At 46.8% G+C, this 19079-nt stretch carries 19 protein-coding genes; 3 read left to right on the forward strand and 16 right to left on the reverse strand.

The genetic code is table 11. The features are described 5' to 3' along the window. Positions 1-45 precede the first annotated feature (45 nt). The 5 genes from MKY85_RS25635 to MKY85_RS25655 all read right to left on the reverse strand — a co-directional run bounded on the left by MKY85_RS25635 (position 46) and on the right by MKY85_RS25655 (position 7911). Complete coding sequence (locus MKY85_RS25635) at positions 46-2955, reverse strand: sugar-binding domain-containing protein (RefSeq protein WP_342571082.1); 2910 nt, start codon at positions 2953-2955, stop codon at positions 46-48. A 174-nt stretch (positions 2956-3129) separates the two neighbouring features. Continuing rightward, positions 3130-4728: a response regulator transcription factor gene (locus tag MKY85_RS25640; RefSeq protein ID WP_342571083.1), complete on the reverse strand. Its 1599-nt coding sequence runs from the start codon at positions 4726-4728 to the stop codon at positions 3130-3132. Further along, complete coding sequence (locus MKY85_RS25645; protein ID WP_339257457.1) at positions 4721-6511, reverse strand: histidine kinase; 1791 nt, start codon at positions 6509-6511, stop codon at positions 4721-4723. The genes MKY85_RS25640 and MKY85_RS25645 overlap by 8 nt, the downstream gene beginning before the upstream one ends. 232 nt (positions 6512-6743) lie before the next feature. Then, a complete protein-coding gene (locus MKY85_RS25650) occupies positions 6744-7646 on the reverse strand; it encodes an MFS transporter (RefSeq protein WP_342573480.1) in 903 nt (300 codons plus the stop codon). Next, positions 7531-7911: a hypothetical protein gene (locus MKY85_RS25655; RefSeq protein ID WP_342571084.1), complete on the reverse strand. Its 381-nt coding sequence runs from the start codon at positions 7909-7911 to the stop codon at positions 7531-7533. Before MKY85_RS25655 ends, MKY85_RS25650 begins: the two co-directional genes overlap by 116 nt. 140 nt (positions 7912-8051) lie before the next feature. On the opposite strand from MKY85_RS25655, the gene MKY85_RS25660 reads away from it, so the two are divergent. Next, entirely contained in the window at positions 8052-8663 is a 612-nt protein-coding gene (locus MKY85_RS25660; protein ID WP_339257460.1) for a TetR/AcrR family transcriptional regulator, read from the forward strand. 94 nt (positions 8664-8757) lie between these two features. On the opposite strand, the gene MKY85_RS25665 is transcribed toward MKY85_RS25660, so the two are convergent. The 5 genes from MKY85_RS25665 to MKY85_RS25685 form a co-directional block, all read right to left on the reverse strand. Then, positions 8758-9180 carry an OsmC family protein gene (locus MKY85_RS25665; RefSeq protein ID WP_017692209.1) on the reverse strand — a complete coding sequence of 141 codons (423 nt, stop codon included), beginning with the start codon at positions 9178-9180 and terminating at the stop codon, positions 8758-8760. 278 nt (positions 9181-9458) lie between these two features. Then, positions 9459-10205, reverse strand: coding sequence for an amino acid ABC transporter ATP-binding protein (locus MKY85_RS25670; RefSeq protein WP_342571085.1), 747 nt, complete (start codon positions 10203-10205; stop codon positions 9459-9461). A gap of 16 nt (positions 10206-10221) precedes the next feature. After that, positions 10222-10866: an amino acid ABC transporter permease gene (locus tag MKY85_RS25675; RefSeq protein WP_253441002.1), complete on the reverse strand. Its 645-nt coding sequence runs from the start codon at positions 10864-10866 to the stop codon at positions 10222-10224. 32 nt (positions 10867-10898) lie between these two features. Further along, positions 10899-11750 (reverse strand): transporter substrate-binding domain-containing protein, encoded by an 852-nt coding sequence (locus MKY85_RS25680; protein ID WP_339257464.1) that lies wholly within the window; start codon positions 11748-11750, stop codon positions 10899-10901. A 158-nt stretch (positions 11751-11908) separates the two neighbouring features. After that, positions 11909-12541, reverse strand: a complete 633-nt coding sequence (locus tag MKY85_RS25685; RefSeq protein WP_342571086.1) for a TetR/AcrR family transcriptional regulator — start codon at positions 12539-12541, stop codon at positions 11909-11911. A gap of 238 nt (positions 12542-12779) precedes the next feature. On the opposite strand from MKY85_RS25685, the gene MKY85_RS25690 reads away from it, so the two are divergent. Then, positions 12780-13565: an undecaprenyl-diphosphate phosphatase gene (locus tag MKY85_RS25690; protein ID WP_253442834.1), complete on the forward strand. Its 786-nt coding sequence runs from the start codon at positions 12780-12782 to the stop codon at positions 13563-13565. A 284-nt stretch (positions 13566-13849) separates the two neighbouring features. Here the strand turns inward: MKY85_RS25690 and MKY85_RS25695 are convergent, their stop codons facing one another. The 6 genes from MKY85_RS25695 to MKY85_RS25720 form a co-directional block, all read right to left on the reverse strand. Beyond that, a complete protein-coding gene (locus MKY85_RS25695; protein ID WP_339237829.1) occupies positions 13850-14032 on the reverse strand; it encodes a hypothetical protein in 183 nt (60 codons plus the stop codon). Between the two features lie 211 nt (positions 14033-14243). Next, positions 14244-14570, reverse strand: a complete 327-nt coding sequence (locus MKY85_RS25700) for a thioredoxin family protein (protein ID WP_017692202.1) — start codon at positions 14568-14570, stop codon at positions 14244-14246. Between the two features lie 86 nt (positions 14571-14656). Then, positions 14657-15565: an aldo/keto reductase gene (locus MKY85_RS25705; protein WP_342571087.1), complete on the reverse strand. Its 909-nt coding sequence runs from the start codon at positions 15563-15565 to the stop codon at positions 14657-14659. A 181-nt stretch (positions 15566-15746) separates the two neighbouring features. Further along, positions 15747-15917 carry a hypothetical protein gene (locus MKY85_RS25710; RefSeq protein WP_339237833.1) on the reverse strand — a complete coding sequence of 57 codons (171 nt, stop codon included), beginning with the start codon at positions 15915-15917 and terminating at the stop codon, positions 15747-15749. Between the two features lie 154 nt (positions 15918-16071). Then, complete coding sequence (gpmA, locus tag MKY85_RS25715) at positions 16072-16815, reverse strand: 2,3-diphosphoglycerate-dependent phosphoglycerate mutase (RefSeq protein WP_339237835.1); 744 nt, start codon at positions 16813-16815, stop codon at positions 16072-16074. A gap of 63 nt (positions 16816-16878) precedes the next feature. After that, the gene (locus tag MKY85_RS25720; protein WP_017692198.1) at positions 16879-17451 is read right to left on the reverse strand and encodes a DUF420 domain-containing protein; all 573 of its coding nucleotides are present in this window, start codon (positions 17449-17451) and stop codon (positions 16879-16881) included. A 376-nt stretch (positions 17452-17827) separates the two neighbouring features. Between MKY85_RS25720 and MKY85_RS25725 the strand changes: the two genes are divergently transcribed. Beyond that, entirely contained in the window at positions 17828-19018 is a 1191-nt protein-coding gene (locus MKY85_RS25725; RefSeq protein WP_339305591.1) for a cation:proton antiporter, read from the forward strand. Positions 19019-19079 lie beyond the last annotated feature (61 nt).

The raw sequence follows: 19079 nt of genomic DNA on the forward strand, positions 1-19079 counted from the left end.
TTCAACATTAAGGCACGCAAAAGGGACCCTTGAAGGTCCCCGTGTCTACAATGTAAATTGAATGGTCTGCAGTTTGGCGATCCCGAGCAATTGTGCAACCGATATGGAGCTTTCCGGCTGAAAGTGATCTCCATGCAGATACGCAAGTATTTCCTGAAATAAATAGGAGGCTTCCGGACGCTTCATTAACGACAGGTTAGTAAAAGGAAGTGAGGACACCAGAATCTTGCCCTTCCCTATAGTTGCCTCAAATGCATAAGCAAGTCGTTTGGCCCGATGGAAGTGGTCCACCACCTCGATCAGCGGCTCCACTCCTGGCAAAGTATCCAAACATATCGCTGGTGTACCATTTACAAGATGATACCAATGCCAGTCGGAAGCTCCATCATGAGGGAAAGAGCCCAGCAGTGGTACCTGATCTCTCAAATACATGCCCATCGTTGCACCAGGCTGTGTAGCGAACATAAGGTAATTCCAGAATACAGGCAAATATTTGGTCTCCACTGAATCATATAGCCCTTCTGCGATTGGCTGTAGCCAAACAGTTCCACCGTTGACTACATAATCAACAACATTGGGTGTTAAGGACTGAGCGATAACCAAGTCGATCTTTCCATGTTTCAACAACCGGAATCCATCGATGTGATCTACGCGATCATTATGCGCTTCACCTAGGAATGGCTGCAACTCTACAACTGTATTCCAGATCCGATTCGAACCCGGATGGGACTGATACAAAGGAAACGACCAGCCATGCCATACATTGGTTGCATGAATGTCCGAATCACCTGACCGCAGCTCTGCTTCAATCCGAAACGCTGCCGCCCCCTCACGAGGCGCAGTAGCAACAATGCTTCCCATTGAAATGACGGACCCACATTGAATATCTCCGGTTCTCCATTCCCCTTCGGTATGTACCACTTCATCGCTAATCAACTTCCAATGTATGGATACATTTTCAAGTGGAACTTTACCATAGTGAGATATGCGAACATCCACATCAATGGATTCTCCAGCGTAAAATGTACGCTCCTTGCAGCTTAGCAACACGACCACATCGGAGTTGAATTGCATGAATTCTTCAGGTGTTGTAATGCCTTTGTCGTCCCAGAATACATCCAGAATACCCGTCGTAGCATGTCCCTGACCCGGAAAATCACGGATATCCAGCAATTGCACGCCCGCAGCATCCGGTGTTCGTCTGATCCGCTCCATGGCTTCTTTTAAGGATCGTACCAGATGTGTACCGCTGGCTTGTTGAAAATGTTCCAGATCTGCCATCATTCCTTTGCGAGTAAGCGATTCCTCAATGGGTAGCAACCAGGAGGGACGCAGAACGCCCGTATATTTGGCTCTTTCCTGAGGCCGCACATACATGGTGTACTGTGCATGTTCATGTCCAATTACGGGATGCTCTGCAAGTCTGGTAACGGCATGATAGTCCAGTGTTGTATCCGGTACAGCAGAATACGCAGACTCCAGCGGGGGATGCCAGTTCAACGACTGAATATAATAATCCCCTTCCCGCCCTTGCGCTGGAAGCTGTCCAAAACCTGTATTGTCCGTATATAAACGGGTTGGGTCCATCTCTTTTGCCCTGGAGACCCATGCATTAAGTTCCGGATGGCCATTCGCACCGATAAGTTCATTCCCCATGGAGAACATGACAAATGAAGGATGTCTGTGCAATGACAGGAGCAACCCATCCAGTTCCTGTGTCAGATAGGTCAACACTTCAGCCGGCGCTGACTGATCTGACTTTTCAAAGAATCGAGACCAATGGGGCAGCTCTGCCTGCACCAGCATGCCCTCTTCATCAGCCGCATCCCAGAAAGGCTCCGGCGCGCTCCACCCATGCAGCCGGACATGATTGAAGCCATACGATCTGGCGACTCGAAACTGGCGAATGTAATGTGCCTTGTCCCAGACGGGATAACCTGTGAGTGGAAAGATGCAGCAATCCACATAGCCGCGTAAATAGACAGGCGTTCCATTCAATTTGAGCTGCTTACCATCTGCAACCAGAGAACGTACACCAAATGTTTGCTCTACCTGATCCAGTTCCCGTTCACCATCAAACAGACGGACCACGGCTCTATACATTTTGGGAGATTCATCCGACCATCTGGCGACAGACTTCTCTGCCCCAAGTTCCAATCGCCAATGATCAATTACAGCTTGGCACTCAGTTGAACCTACTGAGCTTGGATCAGTTGGCGGTCGAGCTTCCAGCTTCACATGAGAACTATATCGATCAAGCCACGTGCCATCAGGATGCTGGATATCCACATGTAATTGAACAGCTCTATCCGCTTTACTTGCGGGAGCGCTTACAGTACAGCCCACCAGAATGGTCCCATGTTCAGCATCGGGTTGAATGCGTAACGTCTCTAGTCGACATGGAGGCAGACAGTCCAGATAAACCCCACCGGTAATTCCACCCCAGGCTGTAGCTGTATGCAATGAATGTATATGGCTTCCGGCCAGCGGAAGTTTCATCGTATTATCCACGCGCATCTCCACCCGATTCACTTCTCCCTGCTTCACCAGAGAGGTGACATTCCACTTTTGTTGATTCACCAGACTATCCTGCTGCCCGGCATAATGCCCATTCATCCAGAGATTCGTTGTCCAGCGAACCCCTTCCAGTCGAAATACATACTGGCAGCCAGGGTCATCTGAAGGAATATGAACATCTTGAGCATACCAGGCCGAGCCTTCATACTCACGTATTTTGGTCCAGGTATCGAGCCTTTCGTATTCAGGCTCTTCTCCGTATCCTTGCTCTTCCCATGAACCGGGAATCTGAATGGTCTCCCATGATGTATTTTCACACTGTGAAGGCAGTAGTATCTTTTGTGCAATATGCTCATCGGGCTCCAGATCCAATCGAAACTGCCATGTTCCATTGAAGTTCAATGTATGACGTGCCTTAGCTATATCAGACAAATTCATATCGTATAACCATCCCTTCACCTGAGTTCTTGTAAACTCAGTCTATGATGTAGTGCCCTCCGTGACCATTGCTTATCATGGGAAGTGCATGGACAATATGATGAAGCTGGAACATGTCAGTGATGTCGAAAACGTTTTATTTTATAAGCAGGGGCAAGGCCCATTACTTCGTACTCATTCCTCGTTTAGGTCAGCCATTGATGCTTTGGACGAAGATTGGGTTCTCGCCTGTTTGTAAGCAGAAGGAGATTCCCCAACATATTTCTTGAATTTACTGTGGAAGTAGTCCACATTCGCATACCCGACTCTCGCCGCGACCTGATGGACCTTCAATCCTTCATCCAGCAATTCCTTGGCCTTTTCCATACGAACCTTGTCCAGGAATGCATTGAAATACTCTCCAGTATGATTCTTGAACAACTTCCCCAAGTAACTGCTGTTATAGTTAAACACTTCAGCAAGGACCTCCAGCTTGAGATTTTCGCCAGGGTTACGTTGGATAAATTCAATCATCTGTTTCAATACAGTATCCTTGCTCCCCCCACCCATACGTTGAATAAGGCGATTAAAATGTTCCAATGCCATGACTTTGAGATCCGACATCGTAAATTGATGATAGACTTCATTAATCAGAACCGAATGTTCCTGCATAATGGAGTGCATATGTTGATTCGTAGCTGCAAGCTTGTTGAACGCTAGGGAGAACACTTGTGAGAAGGCCGTTTTGATCGCTTGCTCTGTTCGGTGATACGGGACCAAGCGCTCTTCCATCTCAGCCAGTACCCGCATAACGGACTCACTGCTACGGATGTCTAACGCATAATACAGCTTGTCACCGAGTTCGTCCTCAACGGGCTCATGTGTTCCATCCACAGCTTCAGCTCCTGGCTTAGCAACGCCTTTGCCTTCGCTACCTTCAGTCCACAGCATGATGCGCTTCTCTGTGAACAAGAAGCGTTCACCGAGTGTACGATTCGCCTGCGTGAATGAACGCGCAATTTCAGAAGTGAAATGTACGGGTTCACCCGCAGCACCATACATGTGGACCTCCCATTCTCCCAGAAGTCCTTCCAGCTCATCATAAAGAATTCCTGCAGATGACTCGGATGTGATTGTTTCCTTGCTTAACAACCCCAGACCGGAATGGAACGAGAATACGATGCCCCGGTCTTTCTGGTCAAATGCTTCAATCAGTTTGCGTTTCATAACACTTCCTCGTTGCAGATCGGGGGCCGCATGCATCTCAAGCAGAATAATCTGATAATGAGGCCAGTGCAGCCCCAGGCTATCTTCTTCCATGCTGCCCGCACCTTCCAAACTGTCAAAGAGCAACGCCTCAATCTGGTGCTCCAGATAGACAGTATCTTCACCAGCTTGACGTGCCATTGTCTCCCGTTCACGGGTCAGGATCGTAGCAATCCGCTCCAGTTCACTGATGATCTCATCTTCATCCACCGGTTTGAGCAGATAGCCATCCACACCAAAACTGATGGCTTTCTTGGCATAATCAAAATCGGCATAACCGCTCAATATCAAAAAGTGCGAATCCGGATGATTCCGGCGCACTTCTTCAATCACATCCAGCCCGGTCATACCGGGCATGCGAATATCAATAATCGTCAGATCAGGCTCCAATTCCTCAAACCGGGAGATAGCCTCACGCCCGCTGGCAGCTGTCGCGATGACCTGGAATCCGTATTTTTCCCAATCGATAATGGTTGTCAGTCCCTCACGTATGCTCGGTTCGTCATCCACCAAAAACACTTTATACATGTTGGTCCCCTCCTGCTGGCAAGGTGAAAGAAACCTCTGTTCCTTCCCCATATACACTCTTCATCTGCAATCCATATGGCTCCCCGTACGTCAATGTTAAGCGTTGATGTACATTACGCATGCCGATCCGACTCTTCTCCTGTTCCTCCGGTCCACAGATAAACTGCATCACCTCAGCCAGTCGTTCTGGCGTTATGCCTGCACCATTGTCATCCACACGGATCTGCACAATGTTCTCTACTAAACGAATACTTATATGAACACGGACTGTGCCCTCTTTGTTCTCCAGACCATGGACAATCGCATTCTCAACCAAAGGTTGAATAATGAGAGGCGGAATGTACATCTTCTCCACCTCGGGATCAATATCGATCTGGAATGCAAGACGGTCGCCGTAACGGAATTTCTGAATTTCCAAATAGGAACGTACCATTTCAAGTTCAGCCCGGAAGGTTGTTTTTCCACTGCCAATCTCCAGACTCTTGCGCATCAGCTTGCCCAGCAGTCTGACGATGTTGGCAATCTCCGCTTCTCCCTTAATATGCGCTTTCATCCGAATGGACTCCAGTGCATTAAACAAGAAATGTGGATTGATCTGGCTCGCCATCATTTTCAGTTTAATCTCTTTTTGGGCGATTTCCAATTGATTGTTCTGTTCCGTCGCTTCTACCACCTGTGTCATGAGTTCATTGATACTTTTCACCATATAGTTGAACTGTCGTGACAATTGTCCAATCTCATCGTTTCCATCAATCCGCGAAGTCACGTTCAGATCACCTAATGCCAGCTTGTTGAGGTGTTTACTCAGCCGGAGCAATCGGTTGGAAGTGAGGAACGAGATGATATATACGAACAATAGGGCGATAACGAGCACAAGTATAATGAAAATCATGCCAATCATGCTGACGGTGTTCGCGTCTTTGACGATATTTTTGGTGGCAAAAACCGAAATAACCTTCAGGCTGTTCATACTCGATCCAGGGCCCAACTCATCAATAACAATGTTGGAGGGCTCCCCCCGAAAATCAGCTTCAATGGTTCCCTTTGCCTGATTCTGCAAATCAACGCCAAAATCAAGCTCGTCCAGCGTTTTCCCTACCAGTTCGGTATTCTTGGCTGCAACCACATACCCCTGCTCGTCCGTAATCATCGTCTCAAACTGTTCCTGACGGAGCAATCCATTCAGTTCATCCTGATTGATGACAATCATCAATACGCCCTCGGTCCGATATTCGGCAAAAGGTACTTTGCGTACCAAGCTGAGCTTGTGTACAGGATTATCTTCCTTGTCTGGAATGTAGAACCACCCGATGCTGGTTGTTTTCAATGCCTGTTGGTACCAGTAGCTCTCTTCCGTCTGCTTGTCTACCGGGATGAATTCGAGGTTGTTGATCAATGTTGGGTTAGTTGAGTAAAAACGAATGCCGGCGATCTCACGGTACAAACGCCTGTACTCCTGAAAGTCTTTGTACGCAAGATAAGCCGAGGTTAGCTCCACAACGCTCTTGTACCGTTTATTCACGATCTCCTTGAGATCCGCATTAAACATTAAAAGATTGGATATATCCGTTGGTACACGCAGCATCGTCGCCGTCTGGCTCTTGATCTTGTCCACATTGATGATTGTCTGCCCTATCGCATTGTCCAGGGCCTGCTGGCGAAAATAACTTGTCACAGCAAGGCCAACAATCAATACCGGAATCATGACAACCAGTACATAGGAAATGAGCAATTTATGCTTTAATTTGAGATTATTGGTGGTTCGTATTAGCCTTTTAAACATGTCTGCACCTTCCGTCATCTGTATAAGCGCTTACATATAAAGAGCAGGATCAGGATGTTCTGTCCTCTAAATTAATCATACCACATAACCGCCAGAATTCGGATTGTCATCACAATGGATATATCTGTTGTCGGGTAACAAGCCAGCATAGTCTCTAAAAATAGTCTTTAAAAAAAGAAGCCGCCATTAACATGGCGGCCGAATTTACCGAATTATTTCTGCTGCCAGAAGTTTAGTGACTCCTAGATGGGCGAAATCCATATCTTTTCGCACGCCATGCAACAACCAAAGCCACCAATGTTAAAGCCAAGATGGCCCAGTTAAATGACGAAGCTCCCCATTGATTCAGAAGAACACCTCCCGCCATTCCCCCAAGGGCAATAGCCAGATTCCAAACGGTTGTATTAATCGGCATGACGAGATCCACACCTTGTTCGCCCGTAGCTTGAGCAAGTCCGGTCTGCAACAGGGTAGCCGCACCTCCAAATGTCAGACCCCACAGTGCAATAGAACCGAAGATGACGACCACATGCTCACTCCAAAGACCTAATACAAGGGAAATCAAAGCAAAACCCGCAAGGCTCAGAAGAACCAGCATACGCAACCACCGATCAATGAAAATACCTGTAATCCAGATGCCCACCAATGCCATCAGACCAAATACAAGTAAAATGAGTCCAACCTTGGATTCCAAACCGACATCGGTAAGAAAAGGAGCAATATACGTGTATAAAATATTATGAGCCAACATCCAGGCTAAAACGACAGTTAAAATGGGAATTACACCGGGGGTAAACAGAACTTGCATGACAGAGATACGCTTATCCTCTGACTGTCCCGGATAGTCGGGTACTTTCCAAAGCACCCAGAAAATCAGTATAAACGCCAGCAATGACATCAGCCAGAACACCGAGCGCCAACCCATTAATGAACCCAGCAGCGTACCTGCCGGAACACCAAATGATAAGGCAATCGGCGTGCCAATCATAGCCACAGCCATCCCCCTTCCCTTGAGATGCTCAGGTACCATCCGTAATGCATAACCACCAATCAGGCCCCAGGAGACACCGGCTGCAACACCGGCCAAGGAACGAGCGAATAGTGTCAGCACATAGTTTGACGAAAGGGCAGTAATGGTGTTGAAGACAAGAAAACCGATAAAAAAGCGGACGACGACGCCAGCCCTTTGTCAGCACCGCCACAGGTATGGCAGCAACCAGCGACCCAACAGCATAAAAGGTGACAAGCTGCCCCGCCCCTGCCTCAGAGATCTGCAGCCCTTCTTTAATTTGCGGCAGCAAACCCGCAGGAAGTGTTTCGGTCATAATGGCTATGAAACCCGCCATAGCCAGGGCCAACAGCCCCAACCATGGAAAACGATGAGAAGATATATCCGACATTTGTGCAGCTCCTTTTAAGGTAGTATGGAACAAATAATTGAATTGTGGATCGATCATTCCTTATATTATTCACACTGTCTCACCTTGTCAATGACTTTTGGATCGATTAGTATATAATTAAGAAAAAGGGGGAATATTTTATGGCGAGAACGGGACGTCCACGCATTTTCGATCGGGATGAAGCCCTATTACAGGCGATGATGCTCTTTTGGGAGCAAGGATTCGAGGCCACTTCCTTACTTCAGCTTCGAGCAGCCATGGGGGATATTTCAGCAGCCAGCTTTTATGCAGCCTTTGATTCCAAAGAAGCGCTGTATAAAGAAGCAGTAGAACGATATATGGTTACGTTTGGACGTGTGACGGAAAGCTTCTCGGATCTCACACTCTCACCAAGAGAAGCGATTGAAACAACACTAAGAAGTACCGCAAAAATGCAAACAGACAGCGCGCATCCATCTGGCTGTTTAATTGTGCTGTCAGCTAGCACATGTTCTTCCAAAAACAATCATATTCGTGACATTGCCGCTGAGAAAAGAAAGCTGACTCGTAACCGCCTGCAGGATTGCATCCAGCGTGCTGTGGATGTCGGTGAAATTCCTGCTTCCACGAATGTAGCCATGCTAACCACCGTATTTGATACCTTTATGCAAGGCATATCTACACAAGCCCGCGATGGCGTTCCTTTTGCAACGATCGATGAGGCTATCACGGAATTCATGGGCATCTGGAACCTTGTTCAACATTCAGCCTGACTTTATCTACGAACTATGGATCGGTTAAAAAAGCCAAAAAAGGCACTCCCACAATTGGAAGTGCCTGCTAAGTATAAATTTTATGCGCGTGCTGTTAAGGACGAGGTGTGCTTACGCCGTTCAGGATCAGCTTCGGATGAATGTCGGCGTTCAGTGAAGCGGAAACTGCACAATATTTTTCCTCAGCCATTTGGATGGCTTTCCAGATACGGTAATCTGGGATATCCCCATCGACTTTGAAGATCAGATCAATGGATGTGAAGCCTTTCGGCATCTCTTCGCTGCGTGTCCCCTGCGCTTCAATCTCAATCGACTCAATTTTGTCCAGGAATGCGTCCAGAATCATCGTAATATCGATTCCCATACAGCCGCCGAGACCCGCTAGTAACAATTCCATCGGGGTTGCACCCTTGCTGTCACCACCATAAGCAGCAGTGGCATCCATGCCAACCGCGTAGCCAGACGGTCCTTCGGAAGTAAATGCGCGTTTGCCTTTCCATACGGTTGTTACATTCATGATGTTATCCTTCTTTCTTAAAATAGGTTAAGTTCAAGCGAAAAAGGTTTGCACTTTCCACTCCGATGACAGAATAACCTTCCGATCGCTGTTATCCCCAGATTTTTTTGATTCCCTTCTTCAAGGAGAAAATCAGGGGATAAAGGCGCACGCTCCGCTTCTCCAGGTTTCTTCTGTCCTCTCCGTTCTTGTGCAAAAAGTTTAGTTGAACTGATATCGTTCACGACCTTAAATACCCGCTTAGGATACGTTCGTTCTTCCGATCGCTGTTATCTTCATCAAAATTCAGTAATTTGCTGCAAGAAACGGCGGGTGCGCTCTTGCTTCGGATGTTCAAAGAATGCTTGTGGACTTGCTTCTTCCACGATCGATCCATCCGCCATAAAGACGATTTTGTTCGCCACATTACGGGCAAACTTCAATTCATGCGTCACGACCAGCATCGTCATGCCTTCCTCTGCCAGCTCCTTCATAACGGAAAGTACCTCTCCGACAAGTTCGGGATCAAGGGCAGAAGTTGGCTCATCAAACAGCATCACTTCAGGCTCCATCGCAAGTGCACGTGCGATGGCGACCCGCTGCTGTTGTCCACCGGACAATCGGGATGGATATGCATCCTGCTTGTCCGACAGGCCCACGCGATCCAGAAGAATCCGGCCACGTTCGGCCGCTTCGTCACGCTTGATTTTTTTCACCGTCACAAGACCTTCCATGACATTGCCCAGCACCGTCTTGTGCGGATACAAATTGAACTGCTGGAATACCATGCCGGTCTGGCGGCGAATCTCCAATACCCGGGCACGCTGTACACGCAGCGAATCAGCACTGTTGACCACAACACCGTTCACTTCAATCTGTCCTCCAGACAGTTCTTCCAGTCCGTTCAGGCAGCGCAGCAAGGTACTTTTGCCTGAACCACTCGGACCGAGCAATACAACAATATCTTTGGCATCGACATGAAGATCGATGTTCGTGAGCACTTCATTTTGTCCAAAACGTTTGGTAAGTCCGGTTGTTGTAATCATCGGTTCTCTCCTCCCATCAGTAAGCGCGGGCTAACCGGCGCTCCACTTGTTCCAGAATGGCCGAGAAGCCGATACTCATAATCCAGTAGATCACACCGATCGCCAGATAAAACGGCATATTCACCGCATATTGTGATACCAGCAGTTGTGCCGAGCGCAGCAACTCAGTAACACCAATCGCAGCCACAAGTGATGTTTCCTTCAACATGCCAATAAACGTGTTCCCCATCGGCGGGATGGCGATGCGCACAGCTTGCGGGAAGATAATGCGTCTCATTGCTTGAGCCGGGGTCATTCCGGTTGCGTATGCAGCTTCCATCTGTCCTTTCGGTACAGCCTGAATCGCTCCACGGAACGTCTCCGACAGAAACGCCCCTGCATTCAGACTTAGTCCCAGACAGGCAGCTGTAAGGGACCCCAGGGTCACTCCATAATCGACCAATCCGTAATAAATGACGAATAATTGCACCAGCAGCGGGGTTCCCCGCATGATGGATACATAAAACCTTGCGATCAGCCTAAGCCACATCGGTCCCTTTAGACGAGCAATAGCAACAAGTAATCCGATGATGAATGCAAAAAACATCGAGATCACCGTTACGTATAACGTATAGTAAGCCCCCTTCAGAAAGAAGGGGATATTCTCAAATACCAGTTCCATGGGTTAAATCTCCCCTTCGCCTTGCCAGTTCATTATTGCGCAGGCTCTTCACCAAACCATTTTTTGAAGATGGTGTTATATGTGCCATCATCTTTCATTCCTTTGAGCGCGTCATTCAATGCTGCAACGAGTTCCGGATTGTCTTTGCGAACAGCGATACCTGCTTGGTCACTCTTGATTGCTTCGCCTACAGCTTTGATCTTTAATCCGTTGGCATCAACAATCGGTTTCAGTGCGTACATGTTGTTGATTGTGGCGTCAATCCGTCCAGCATTCAGGTCTTTCAGTGAAGAGATGACATCGTCATAGGTTTTAATCGTGAAGTCTCCCACTTTAGGCAACACTTCATTACGCAGATACGTCTCATCATTTGTACCCAGACCTACGCCAATTGTTTTTCCTTTGAAATCTTCCAGCTTGGTAATATCATTATTGTCTTCTTTTACAATGATTTTCACTTGGTTCGTAATATACGGATCACTGAAATCGAGAACTTTCTTACGATCATCGGTAATGGTCATCTGGCTGATAATGGCATCCAGCTTCTTCGCTTGCAGACTTGGTGTCAGACCAGAGAACTCCTGGGATACAAATTCAACCTTAACCCCAAGACGCTTCGCAACCTCACGTGCGATATCTGCATCATAACCGTCCATTTCTTTCTTATCGTTCAGGAAGTTGTATGGTGCGTATGTGCCCATCATGCCCACTTTAATCACGCCAGCAGACTTGATCTGCTCCAGTTCATTGCTTGCCTGTGCACCATTCGTGCCCCCATTGTCTGTTGCCTTACTTCCACAAGCACTAAGTACCAGCACAGTCATCAGCAGAATCGCTGTCAAAGACCAGCCTTTACGCGTTTTCGATCCATATGTTTTGTTCATTACGTTAACTTCCTCTCATTCGTGTATTGATCTGGGTGTACATTTGGTTACGCTATTGTGATCAAACAGCAGTTGTACCCATTATTCCCTGCTAGTTGTGTAATCATGTGAATCTCTGGTCTCTCGTTGAAAAATAAAGCTGCGGACTTTGCACATGTTTATGTACCCAATAGTCCGTAAAATTCAAAGCTTGCTGCCTCAGCTGCCAACGAAGAAGCTGTCATGGCGGAGAACTTGCTGTGCAAATCAGCCGAACCGAACAACCAGCGCGATATCATACCTTCGATCATGCTTACCAACAGCGCTGCTCGAAGCGGTACATCCATGCCTTGGGGCAACATGCCAAGTTCGATGGCACGTTCCATATTGTGGCGGAACGCAGTCTCGACGGCATTACGTGTCTCCTCGACCAGACGTTGTACGGATTCTTCGGTCACGATGCCTTTAAGCAACAGTTCCATAAAATATCGATTCTGTGCGGCGAAGATGAACAGGTCAGTGAATAGCCTCTCCGATGCTTTCACCATATCTTCTACCGATCCGGCATCCTTGCGGTACCCTTGTCCAATCGCCTCAAGCAATTCCTCCTTGCCCGTTAATATAATTTCTGAAGCAATGGCTTCTTTGCTTTTGAAATGCCAGTAAAACGTCCCTTGCGCCACACCAGCCTCACGGACGATATCGGAAATTTTCGTCTGATGGTAACCTTGGGTTGCAAAACGCTCCATTGCTATGCGTATTATTTGGTCCCGCCGTTCTTCACCGGGTTCCAAACCGTTGATTTTGGTCATTGCTGTAACCCTCCCGATTGATGAGTCAGTCAGTTAATGTATATCCTATGGGATAACTAGGTTTTTGTCAATATAGTTTTAAACAAATGATTACGAGCATAAGTTGAAGTTGAGTGCATTTGTGATCATAATAGGTGATAGCCTTGTTCAAATGAACAGGCATGGTCAAGCAGGACAGCCTGTGCTGTCACCTGCATTTCAAGGAGGAAGAGAATTGGACATTATATCATCCATTATTATGGGCATCATCGAAGGTTTGACTGAGTTTTTGCCCGTGTCCTCGACTGGACACATGATTCTGACTGCCCACTTGCTGGGTTTATCGGAGGACAACGAGTCAGTCAAAACGTTTGAGGTGGTTGTTCAACTCGGAGCTGTACTTGCTGTTGTTGTACTGTATTGGAACAAATTCATTGATATGTTCCGCTTCACCGGAGGCAGCAGACCTTACTCCCGCCGCCTCAATCTGGGACATATCTTCCTGGCGATGGTTCCTGCCGTAGTCATTGGACTTGTATTCCGCGACTGGATCAAGGCACATTTGTTTGGTCCGGAGACAGTGCTGTACAGCCTCGTTATAGGTGGTATATTGATGATCGTGGCCGAACGCTGGAGCCGTAAGAGTGAACGAATTACTACCCATGATGTCGATGATATTTCTTACAAACAGGCATTCGCAGTGGGTATATTTCAGATCTTGGCATTGTGGCCAGGCTTCTCCCGTTCCGGATCAACGATCTCAGGCGGTCTCTTTGCAGGGGTAAGCCGCGTAGCCGCTGCGGAGTTCACATTCCTCGTGTCTGTGCCAATTATGATTGGTGCTACGGGATATGACCTGTACAAAAGTATTGATCACCTGAACGGCAGTGATTTCCCGATCTTTGCGATAGGATTCATCGCTGCTTTCATCGTCGCCATGCTTGCGATCAAGACGTTCCTGTCCATTTTGAAAAAATTGAGCCTGACCGTCTTTGCTGTGTATCGCTTCGTCTTGGCAGCCGTGTTCTTTATTATTTTAATGTAACCTTACATTGCAATGAATTAAGACAGGCAAAATCAATGGCGGCCTCACATTCCATTTGGAACGAGGCCGCCATATTTATGCTCAATGTTATGCTTCTGTTCATTCACGATTCCGTTGATCTATGATTTTTGGGCTGCTTAGAAACAGGAATAGCTGTACTTAGATGAAGTCTTGCTCTTCGTGACTTCCTTTTTGGTTGGGTGGGACCATTGGTGATGCCGACTAGGTTCACTATGTATCGTGGACATTCAGATTCATGTTCACTTCTCCAAAAACAGTCTGGTTTAGGACCACTCTTTCACTTGAATGCTCCGGTGTTTCTTCCAATATTTTAATCTTTCACGCAGATTATATCTATTCTCCTTTTGTTGCTGCAGCAATTGCTTGACTCCGATCATCAACAATCGGTATCTTCGGTCATCATTGTGGCTTAATTGGTGCATTTCCTCAAAAATTTCATTTTTCATACGGATCTTGTTCACTCCAAATATTCAGTTTGTTCTCACAGTATACATGGGAGCACTGAACAAATTCTAAACAAGCGCTAGTCCTCAACTTCACTTATTCGAATAAACATTTTGCGTGCTGGAATGAAGCAGAAAAACCCCTTCCTGTCGTCGGACAAGAAGAGGTCTCCGTAGTTAAGTTAATTAACAAGCTGCTTTTGCCTTCATACGCTTAAACTTTGGATTCAAGCGTCTCCAGATACTCGGAGATTTGAGCAGGTGTTTTAGCCCATTTGCTATGCAGATGTGCGATTTTCTTGCCGTTTTGGAAGACAAGCAGGCTTGGAATACCGCGTACACCATTTTCTTCAGCAAACGGCTGGAACTTTTCTGCATCTAGGGCATAGAAGGTTTTGTCCGTATGTTGGTCGATAACATCCCCGATAAAACGATCCAGGTTTTTGCAGTCTGGACACCAGGTTGTATCAAATTTAATGACGGTAAAACCATCAGAGTTGATTGTATCCAAATATTGCTGTTCACTTTGAATTCTTTCCATATGTCTTCTCTCCCTTATATGTTGCTTTTAATGGCTGATCTTCATTGTACCTTGTATAGTTACAATTGAAAATAGGCTTAATGGCGTTAGCGATGCTGCTTGTATAGATTAGCGGGACTAAGCTCACGTATTTGCTGAATTTCTACGGTGGTAAGTGCAGGCGAATTCGAAGCGGCAATATTGTGCAGCAACTGGTCTCTCGAGCTAGCACCAGGGACAACGGCTGCAACCGCAGGATGGGATAACGCATACCGAATAGCCGTCTGAGCCATGCTGCGTTGGTCCGTAACAAGACGACTTAACCCTTGCCGAATGGTATATAGTTGCTCTGGCGTATAGTCCAGATAACCTTTGTCTGCCTTGGCAGATCCGGAATCGGCGAGCACACCGCTAGCTACGGGCCCACGGGCAATTACACTGATTCCCTTTTGTTCCAATAAAGGCAGCACCTCTTCTTCCGCTCTGCGGTCAGCAACACTGTACTGGTTCATCACACTGACGATTGATGCCCTCTTTACATACTCCCGAATCACATTAGGACGAATGGAGGAAATTCCGTAATATCGGATAAGTCCTTCCTTCTTCAGTTCCTCAAACGCTTCGATTGTCTCTTCGATGGGATCGTCCAATGTGCCGCCATGCAGCTGGTACAAATCAATGTAATCGGTCTGCAACCGCTTCAAGCTTTCATGTACAGCCTGCTTAATGTAGGCTTTGGATGGGTCCCAAGACCAACCCTCTTTGCCGGGCAGACGACGATTTCCTACTTTGGTCGCCACAACGACTTGGTCCCGGCGCCCCTTAATAGCTTGTCCTACAATCTCTTCATTACGTCCTGCGTCGTAAAGATCGGCTGTATCCAACAGGTTGACCCCATGATCCAAAGCCTCATGAATCAGGCCCATTGCGGGTTCCATTTCGGTTCCAAGTGACATACATCCCAGCCCAATCTCCGACACCATCAGTTCGGATGTACCCAGACGATTTTTCTTCATACGTGCATCTCCCTCCATACGTTCTGCAAGTATCCATTGTATCATTCTTGCTGGTAAAAATCGCATTATAGATGAAAGCAAGGGGTTGCTCTCAGATTGCACAAAAAAACCTGGAAGGACTTCATCTCCAGGTTTCTCATGATCATCATGTTCATTCAAACGAAAAACGAACGATCAAAATCTATTTCACTTCCACGCGTGGTCTGGATTGACTTGTTCCATTGGACGAATTGGAGCTTTTCATCATACCCGAGACCGTGCTGAACAGCTTATCTCTTGCTTGTTTGTTCCTCATCAGATAAGTCACACCTGCGCCGATCGCCGTCATAAGTATTCCTCTTCTTTTAGACATGTGCTTCTCCTCCTTCAGGATAAATGTACATCGTGTCTTGTTTGACAATTACCCTTTGGGAGCAAAACGAAACGAAGTACAGGCTTGATCACACAAAAAAAGATGACCTCCGAATCGTTCAGAGGTCATCTTTCAAGCCACATTTGCCGTCCGCTTAATCGGACGGTGTTGCCATATGGGTCATTTCTTCATGTTTGTAGGTTGAACCATCCGCGGTCAGATAAAAGTGTCCGAGGGGATGCAGGTTTTCGTCCAACTCATAGACAAGCGGGATGCCTGTCGGGATATTGAGCGCCACCACGTCTGCCTCGGACAATTGGTCCAGATGCATGACGAGTGAACGAAGCGTGTTACCATGCGCAGAGATCAGCACTCTTTTGCCCGCAGATACCATCGGTTTAATCTCCGCATTCCAGTACTCCAGCACACGCTTGGATGTATCCATCAGGTTCTCTGTAACGGGGATGGTGCACCCGAGCCGCTTGTACTTGTCCAGATCCTGTACATATCGTTCATCGGTCTCATCCAATGCAGGGGGAGATACGTTAACGGAGCGTCTCCATTCCTTCACTTGGTCTTCCCCATACTTCAGCGCAGTCTGCTGTTTATTCAGTCCTTGCAGCGCACCATAATGACGTTCATTCAGCTTCCAGGTCTTCGTAATGGGAATCCACATGAGGTCCATCTCATCGAGCGCAATATCCAGTGTACGGATGGAACGTTTCAAGACGGAGGCATAGGCATAATCAAAATCAAACCCTTGCTCCTTCATGATCTTCCCAGCTTTACGAGCTTCTCCGTAACCATCTGTTGTGAGATCGACATCCGTCCAACCCGTAAAACGATTCTCTACATTCCACATGCTCTGTCCATGACGAATCAAAACAACTCTGTACATAACCGTGAACCCTCCTTCCATGGAAACATTACCCTCAAGATGAGCAAGATATGCTTAATTACATTAATAATACGGTGCCATCATCAAGTATACGACGACACCTGTGGAACTGACATACAGCCAGATTGGCATCGTCCAACGTGCAATTTTGCGGTGTTTCTTCAATTGATTCGTCCAGCCCCACACAAGTGTGAACAACGCCAACGGAACGATCAGGGCTGCCAGTATACTATGGGTAATCAGAATGAAGAAATAGATGGAACGAATGATGCCCTCGCCGCCATATTTGGACGTCTCTGGTGAGAGGTAGTGAAACGTCAGATAGGTCACGAGGAATAAAAGTGTTGTTGAGAATGCAGCAAGAATAAATCGTTTGTGCAACTTCACATTCCGCTTGATAATAGCAATAAGCGCTGCGAGCAGGAAGATGAAGGTAAAGCTGTTAAACACGGCATTAAACCGTGGCAACACCGTAATATCAAAGGTCACATCACCTTTGTATCCAATGGACGGTGCGAAGAACAATAATAAAATAATGACATTAGCGAGAATGGAAATCGTAATAATGATGCCTGCGAAATTTTTATTGCTCGTCGGGGATGGAATGTTCGGCTCCCCTTTGTTATTTTTGCCCAATGCAAAATCCTCCTCATATCCTAACTTCTATGTTCTATATCATTATATCTCGGCAATTCCGGGCTGTTAAGTGACAACACTCTGAACAAAAACCGTTGCACTCCCCTATAAAATGCCCCTTTGCGGCTGTTTTCAATCAAATCCACCGCAGCTCCCATTTACCCAAGTCTTTATTTGTGGTATAATTAATGCAATTAATCACATACGCGTTGAAACCGGAGGAGCCTGTCACCAAGGGCCCCTCTTTGTCTTTTTCAGGCACAGAACGGCACTTTTCTTAATGCCTTTCTGTGTCTTTTTGTTTTTTGAAGCTGAGAATGGATAGCCCTTGGGCTGGTAATCCTATAAAACGCAACTGCTGGAGAGGAGCACACTTATGGAATTTGTTTTGGTTCTTGCACTTATTTTGATCTTCACCAAACTTGCGGGTGATTTGTCCGTTAGACTCGGTCAACCTTCTGTTTTAGGGAAACTGATCGTCGGTGTCATCCTCGGACCTGCGCTGCTTGGTTGGGTTCAACAGAGTGATTTCGTCCATTATATGGCCGAGATCGGGGTACTTCTTCTGATGTTTATTGCCGGACTTGAAACTGATCTGGAACAATTGAAGAAAAACTGGAAAGCAGCGTTTGCTGTTGCTGTAGGTGGTATCATTTTACCCTTCATTGGAGGTTATGGTTCCGCCATTGCTTTCGGAATGTCGCAAACGCATGCTCTGTTCTTTGGACTGTTGTTCTGTGCAACGTCTGTAAGCATTTCGGTTCAGACACTAAAAGACATGGATCAACTCAGCTCACGTGAGGGGACAACAATCCTTGGTGCAGCTGTCGTCGATGATGTCCTGGTCGTTGTCATTCTCGCTGTTATGATGAGCTTGCTAGGTACAGGCGGTGGAGATACTTCGATCTCTCTACTCATTGGTAAGAAGTTATTATTCTTTGTTATCATTATCGCTGCCAGCTGGTTCCTTGTTCCACGCATCATGAAGTGGATGGCACCATTGAAGGTAACAGAAACCGTTATTACTGCGGGACTGATCATTTGTTTCGGATTTTCCTACTTTGCGGAGTGGATGGGTGTTGCAGGAATTATTGGTGCTTTTGCAGCAGGTATTGCGATCTCTCAAACCAACTTCAAACATGAAGTTGAAACCAAACTTGAACCAATCGCCTACGGAATTTTTGTTCCGGTGTTCTTTGTCAGTATCGGCTTAAATGTGACCTTTGACGGGGTGGGTTCACAGATTTGGTTTATTGTTGTCATCAGTATAATTGCCATATTAACCAAACTTCTTGGTGGAGGAGCCGGTGCACGTCTTACCGGATTTGATCGTACGTCATCCTTGGCTATTGGATCAGGAATGATCTCTAGAGGAGAGGTTGCACTCATTATCGCGTCAACGGGCCTTGCTTCCGGATTGCTTGATTCGGAGTACTTTACCAGCGTCGTGATCATGGTTATCGTGACCACATTGGTCACGCCTCCTCTGCTCAAAATTACCTTTGCACGCAAAAAGGGTGAAAAGCGAGTCGAAAAAGGAATTGAAGAATCATATTTGAATGGGTAAGGGGACGTCGCAGGCCAAAACTTAACCTTAAAAATTTAAAGTTCGCTCGTACATTAAGACA

Source organism: Paenibacillus sp. FSL R5-0749 (genome assembly GCF_038595085.1).
Classification (GTDB): domain Bacteria; phylum Bacillota; class Bacilli; order Paenibacillales; family Paenibacillaceae; genus Paenibacillus.

Excerpts from the sequence above, each read along its gene's own strand:
- MKY85_RS25635 (WP_342571082.1), bottom strand. The coding sequence starts at position 2,955 with ATGAATTTGTCTGATATAGCTAAGGCACGTCATACATTGAACTTCAAT.
- MKY85_RS25640 (WP_342571083.1), bottom strand. The coding sequence starts at position 4,728 with ATGTATAAAGTGTTTTTGGTGGATGACGAACCGAGCATACGTGAGGGA.
- MKY85_RS25645 (WP_339257457.1), bottom strand. The coding sequence starts at position 6,511 with ATGTTTAAAAGGCTAATACGAACCACCAATAATCTCAAATTAAAGCAT.
- MKY85_RS25655 (WP_342571084.1), bottom strand. The coding sequence starts at position 7,911 with ATGTCGGATATATCTTCTCATCGTTTTCCATGGTTGGGGCTGTTGGCC.
- MKY85_RS25660 (WP_339257460.1), top strand. The coding sequence starts at position 8,052 with ATGGCGAGAACGGGACGTCCACGCATTTTCGATCGGGATGAAGCCCTA.
- MKY85_RS25665 (WP_017692209.1), bottom strand. The coding sequence starts at position 9,180 with ATGAATGTAACAACCGTATGGAAAGGCAAACGCGCATTTACTTCCGAA.
- MKY85_RS25670 (WP_342571085.1), bottom strand. The coding sequence starts at position 10,205 with ATGATTACAACAACCGGACTTACCAAACGTTTTGGACAAAATGAAGTG.
- MKY85_RS25675 (WP_253441002.1), bottom strand. The coding sequence starts at position 10,866 with ATGGAACTGGTATTTGAGAATATCCCCTTCTTTCTGAAGGGGGCTTAC.
- MKY85_RS25680 (WP_339257464.1), bottom strand. The coding sequence starts at position 11,750 with ATGAACAAAACATATGGATCGAAAACGCGTAAAGGCTGGTCTTTGACA.
- MKY85_RS25685 (WP_342571086.1), bottom strand. The coding sequence starts at position 12,541 with ATGACCAAAATCAACGGTTTGGAACCCGGTGAAGAACGGCGGGACCAA.
- MKY85_RS25690 (WP_253442834.1), top strand. The coding sequence starts at position 12,780 with ATGGGCATCATCGAAGGTTTGACTGAGTTTTTGCCCGTGTCCTCGACT.
- MKY85_RS25695 (WP_339237829.1), bottom strand. The coding sequence starts at position 14,032 with ATGAAAAATGAAATTTTTGAGGAAATGCACCAATTAAGCCACAATGAT.
- MKY85_RS25700 (WP_017692202.1), bottom strand. The coding sequence starts at position 14,570 with ATGGAAAGAATTCAAAGTGAACAGCAATATTTGGATACAATCAACTCT.
- MKY85_RS25705 (WP_342571087.1), bottom strand. The coding sequence starts at position 15,565 with ATGAAGAAAAATCGTCTGGGTACATCCGAACTGATGGTGTCGGAGATT.
- MKY85_RS25710 (WP_339237833.1), bottom strand. The coding sequence starts at position 15,917 with ATGTCTAAAAGAAGAGGAATACTTATGACGGCGATCGGCGCAGGTGTG.
- gpmA (WP_339237835.1), bottom strand. The coding sequence starts at position 16,815 with ATGTACAGAGTTGTTTTGATTCGTCATGGACAGAGCATGTGGAATGTA.
- MKY85_RS25725 (WP_339305591.1), top strand. The coding sequence starts at position 17,828 with ATGGAATTTGTTTTGGTTCTTGCACTTATTTTGATCTTCACCAAACTT.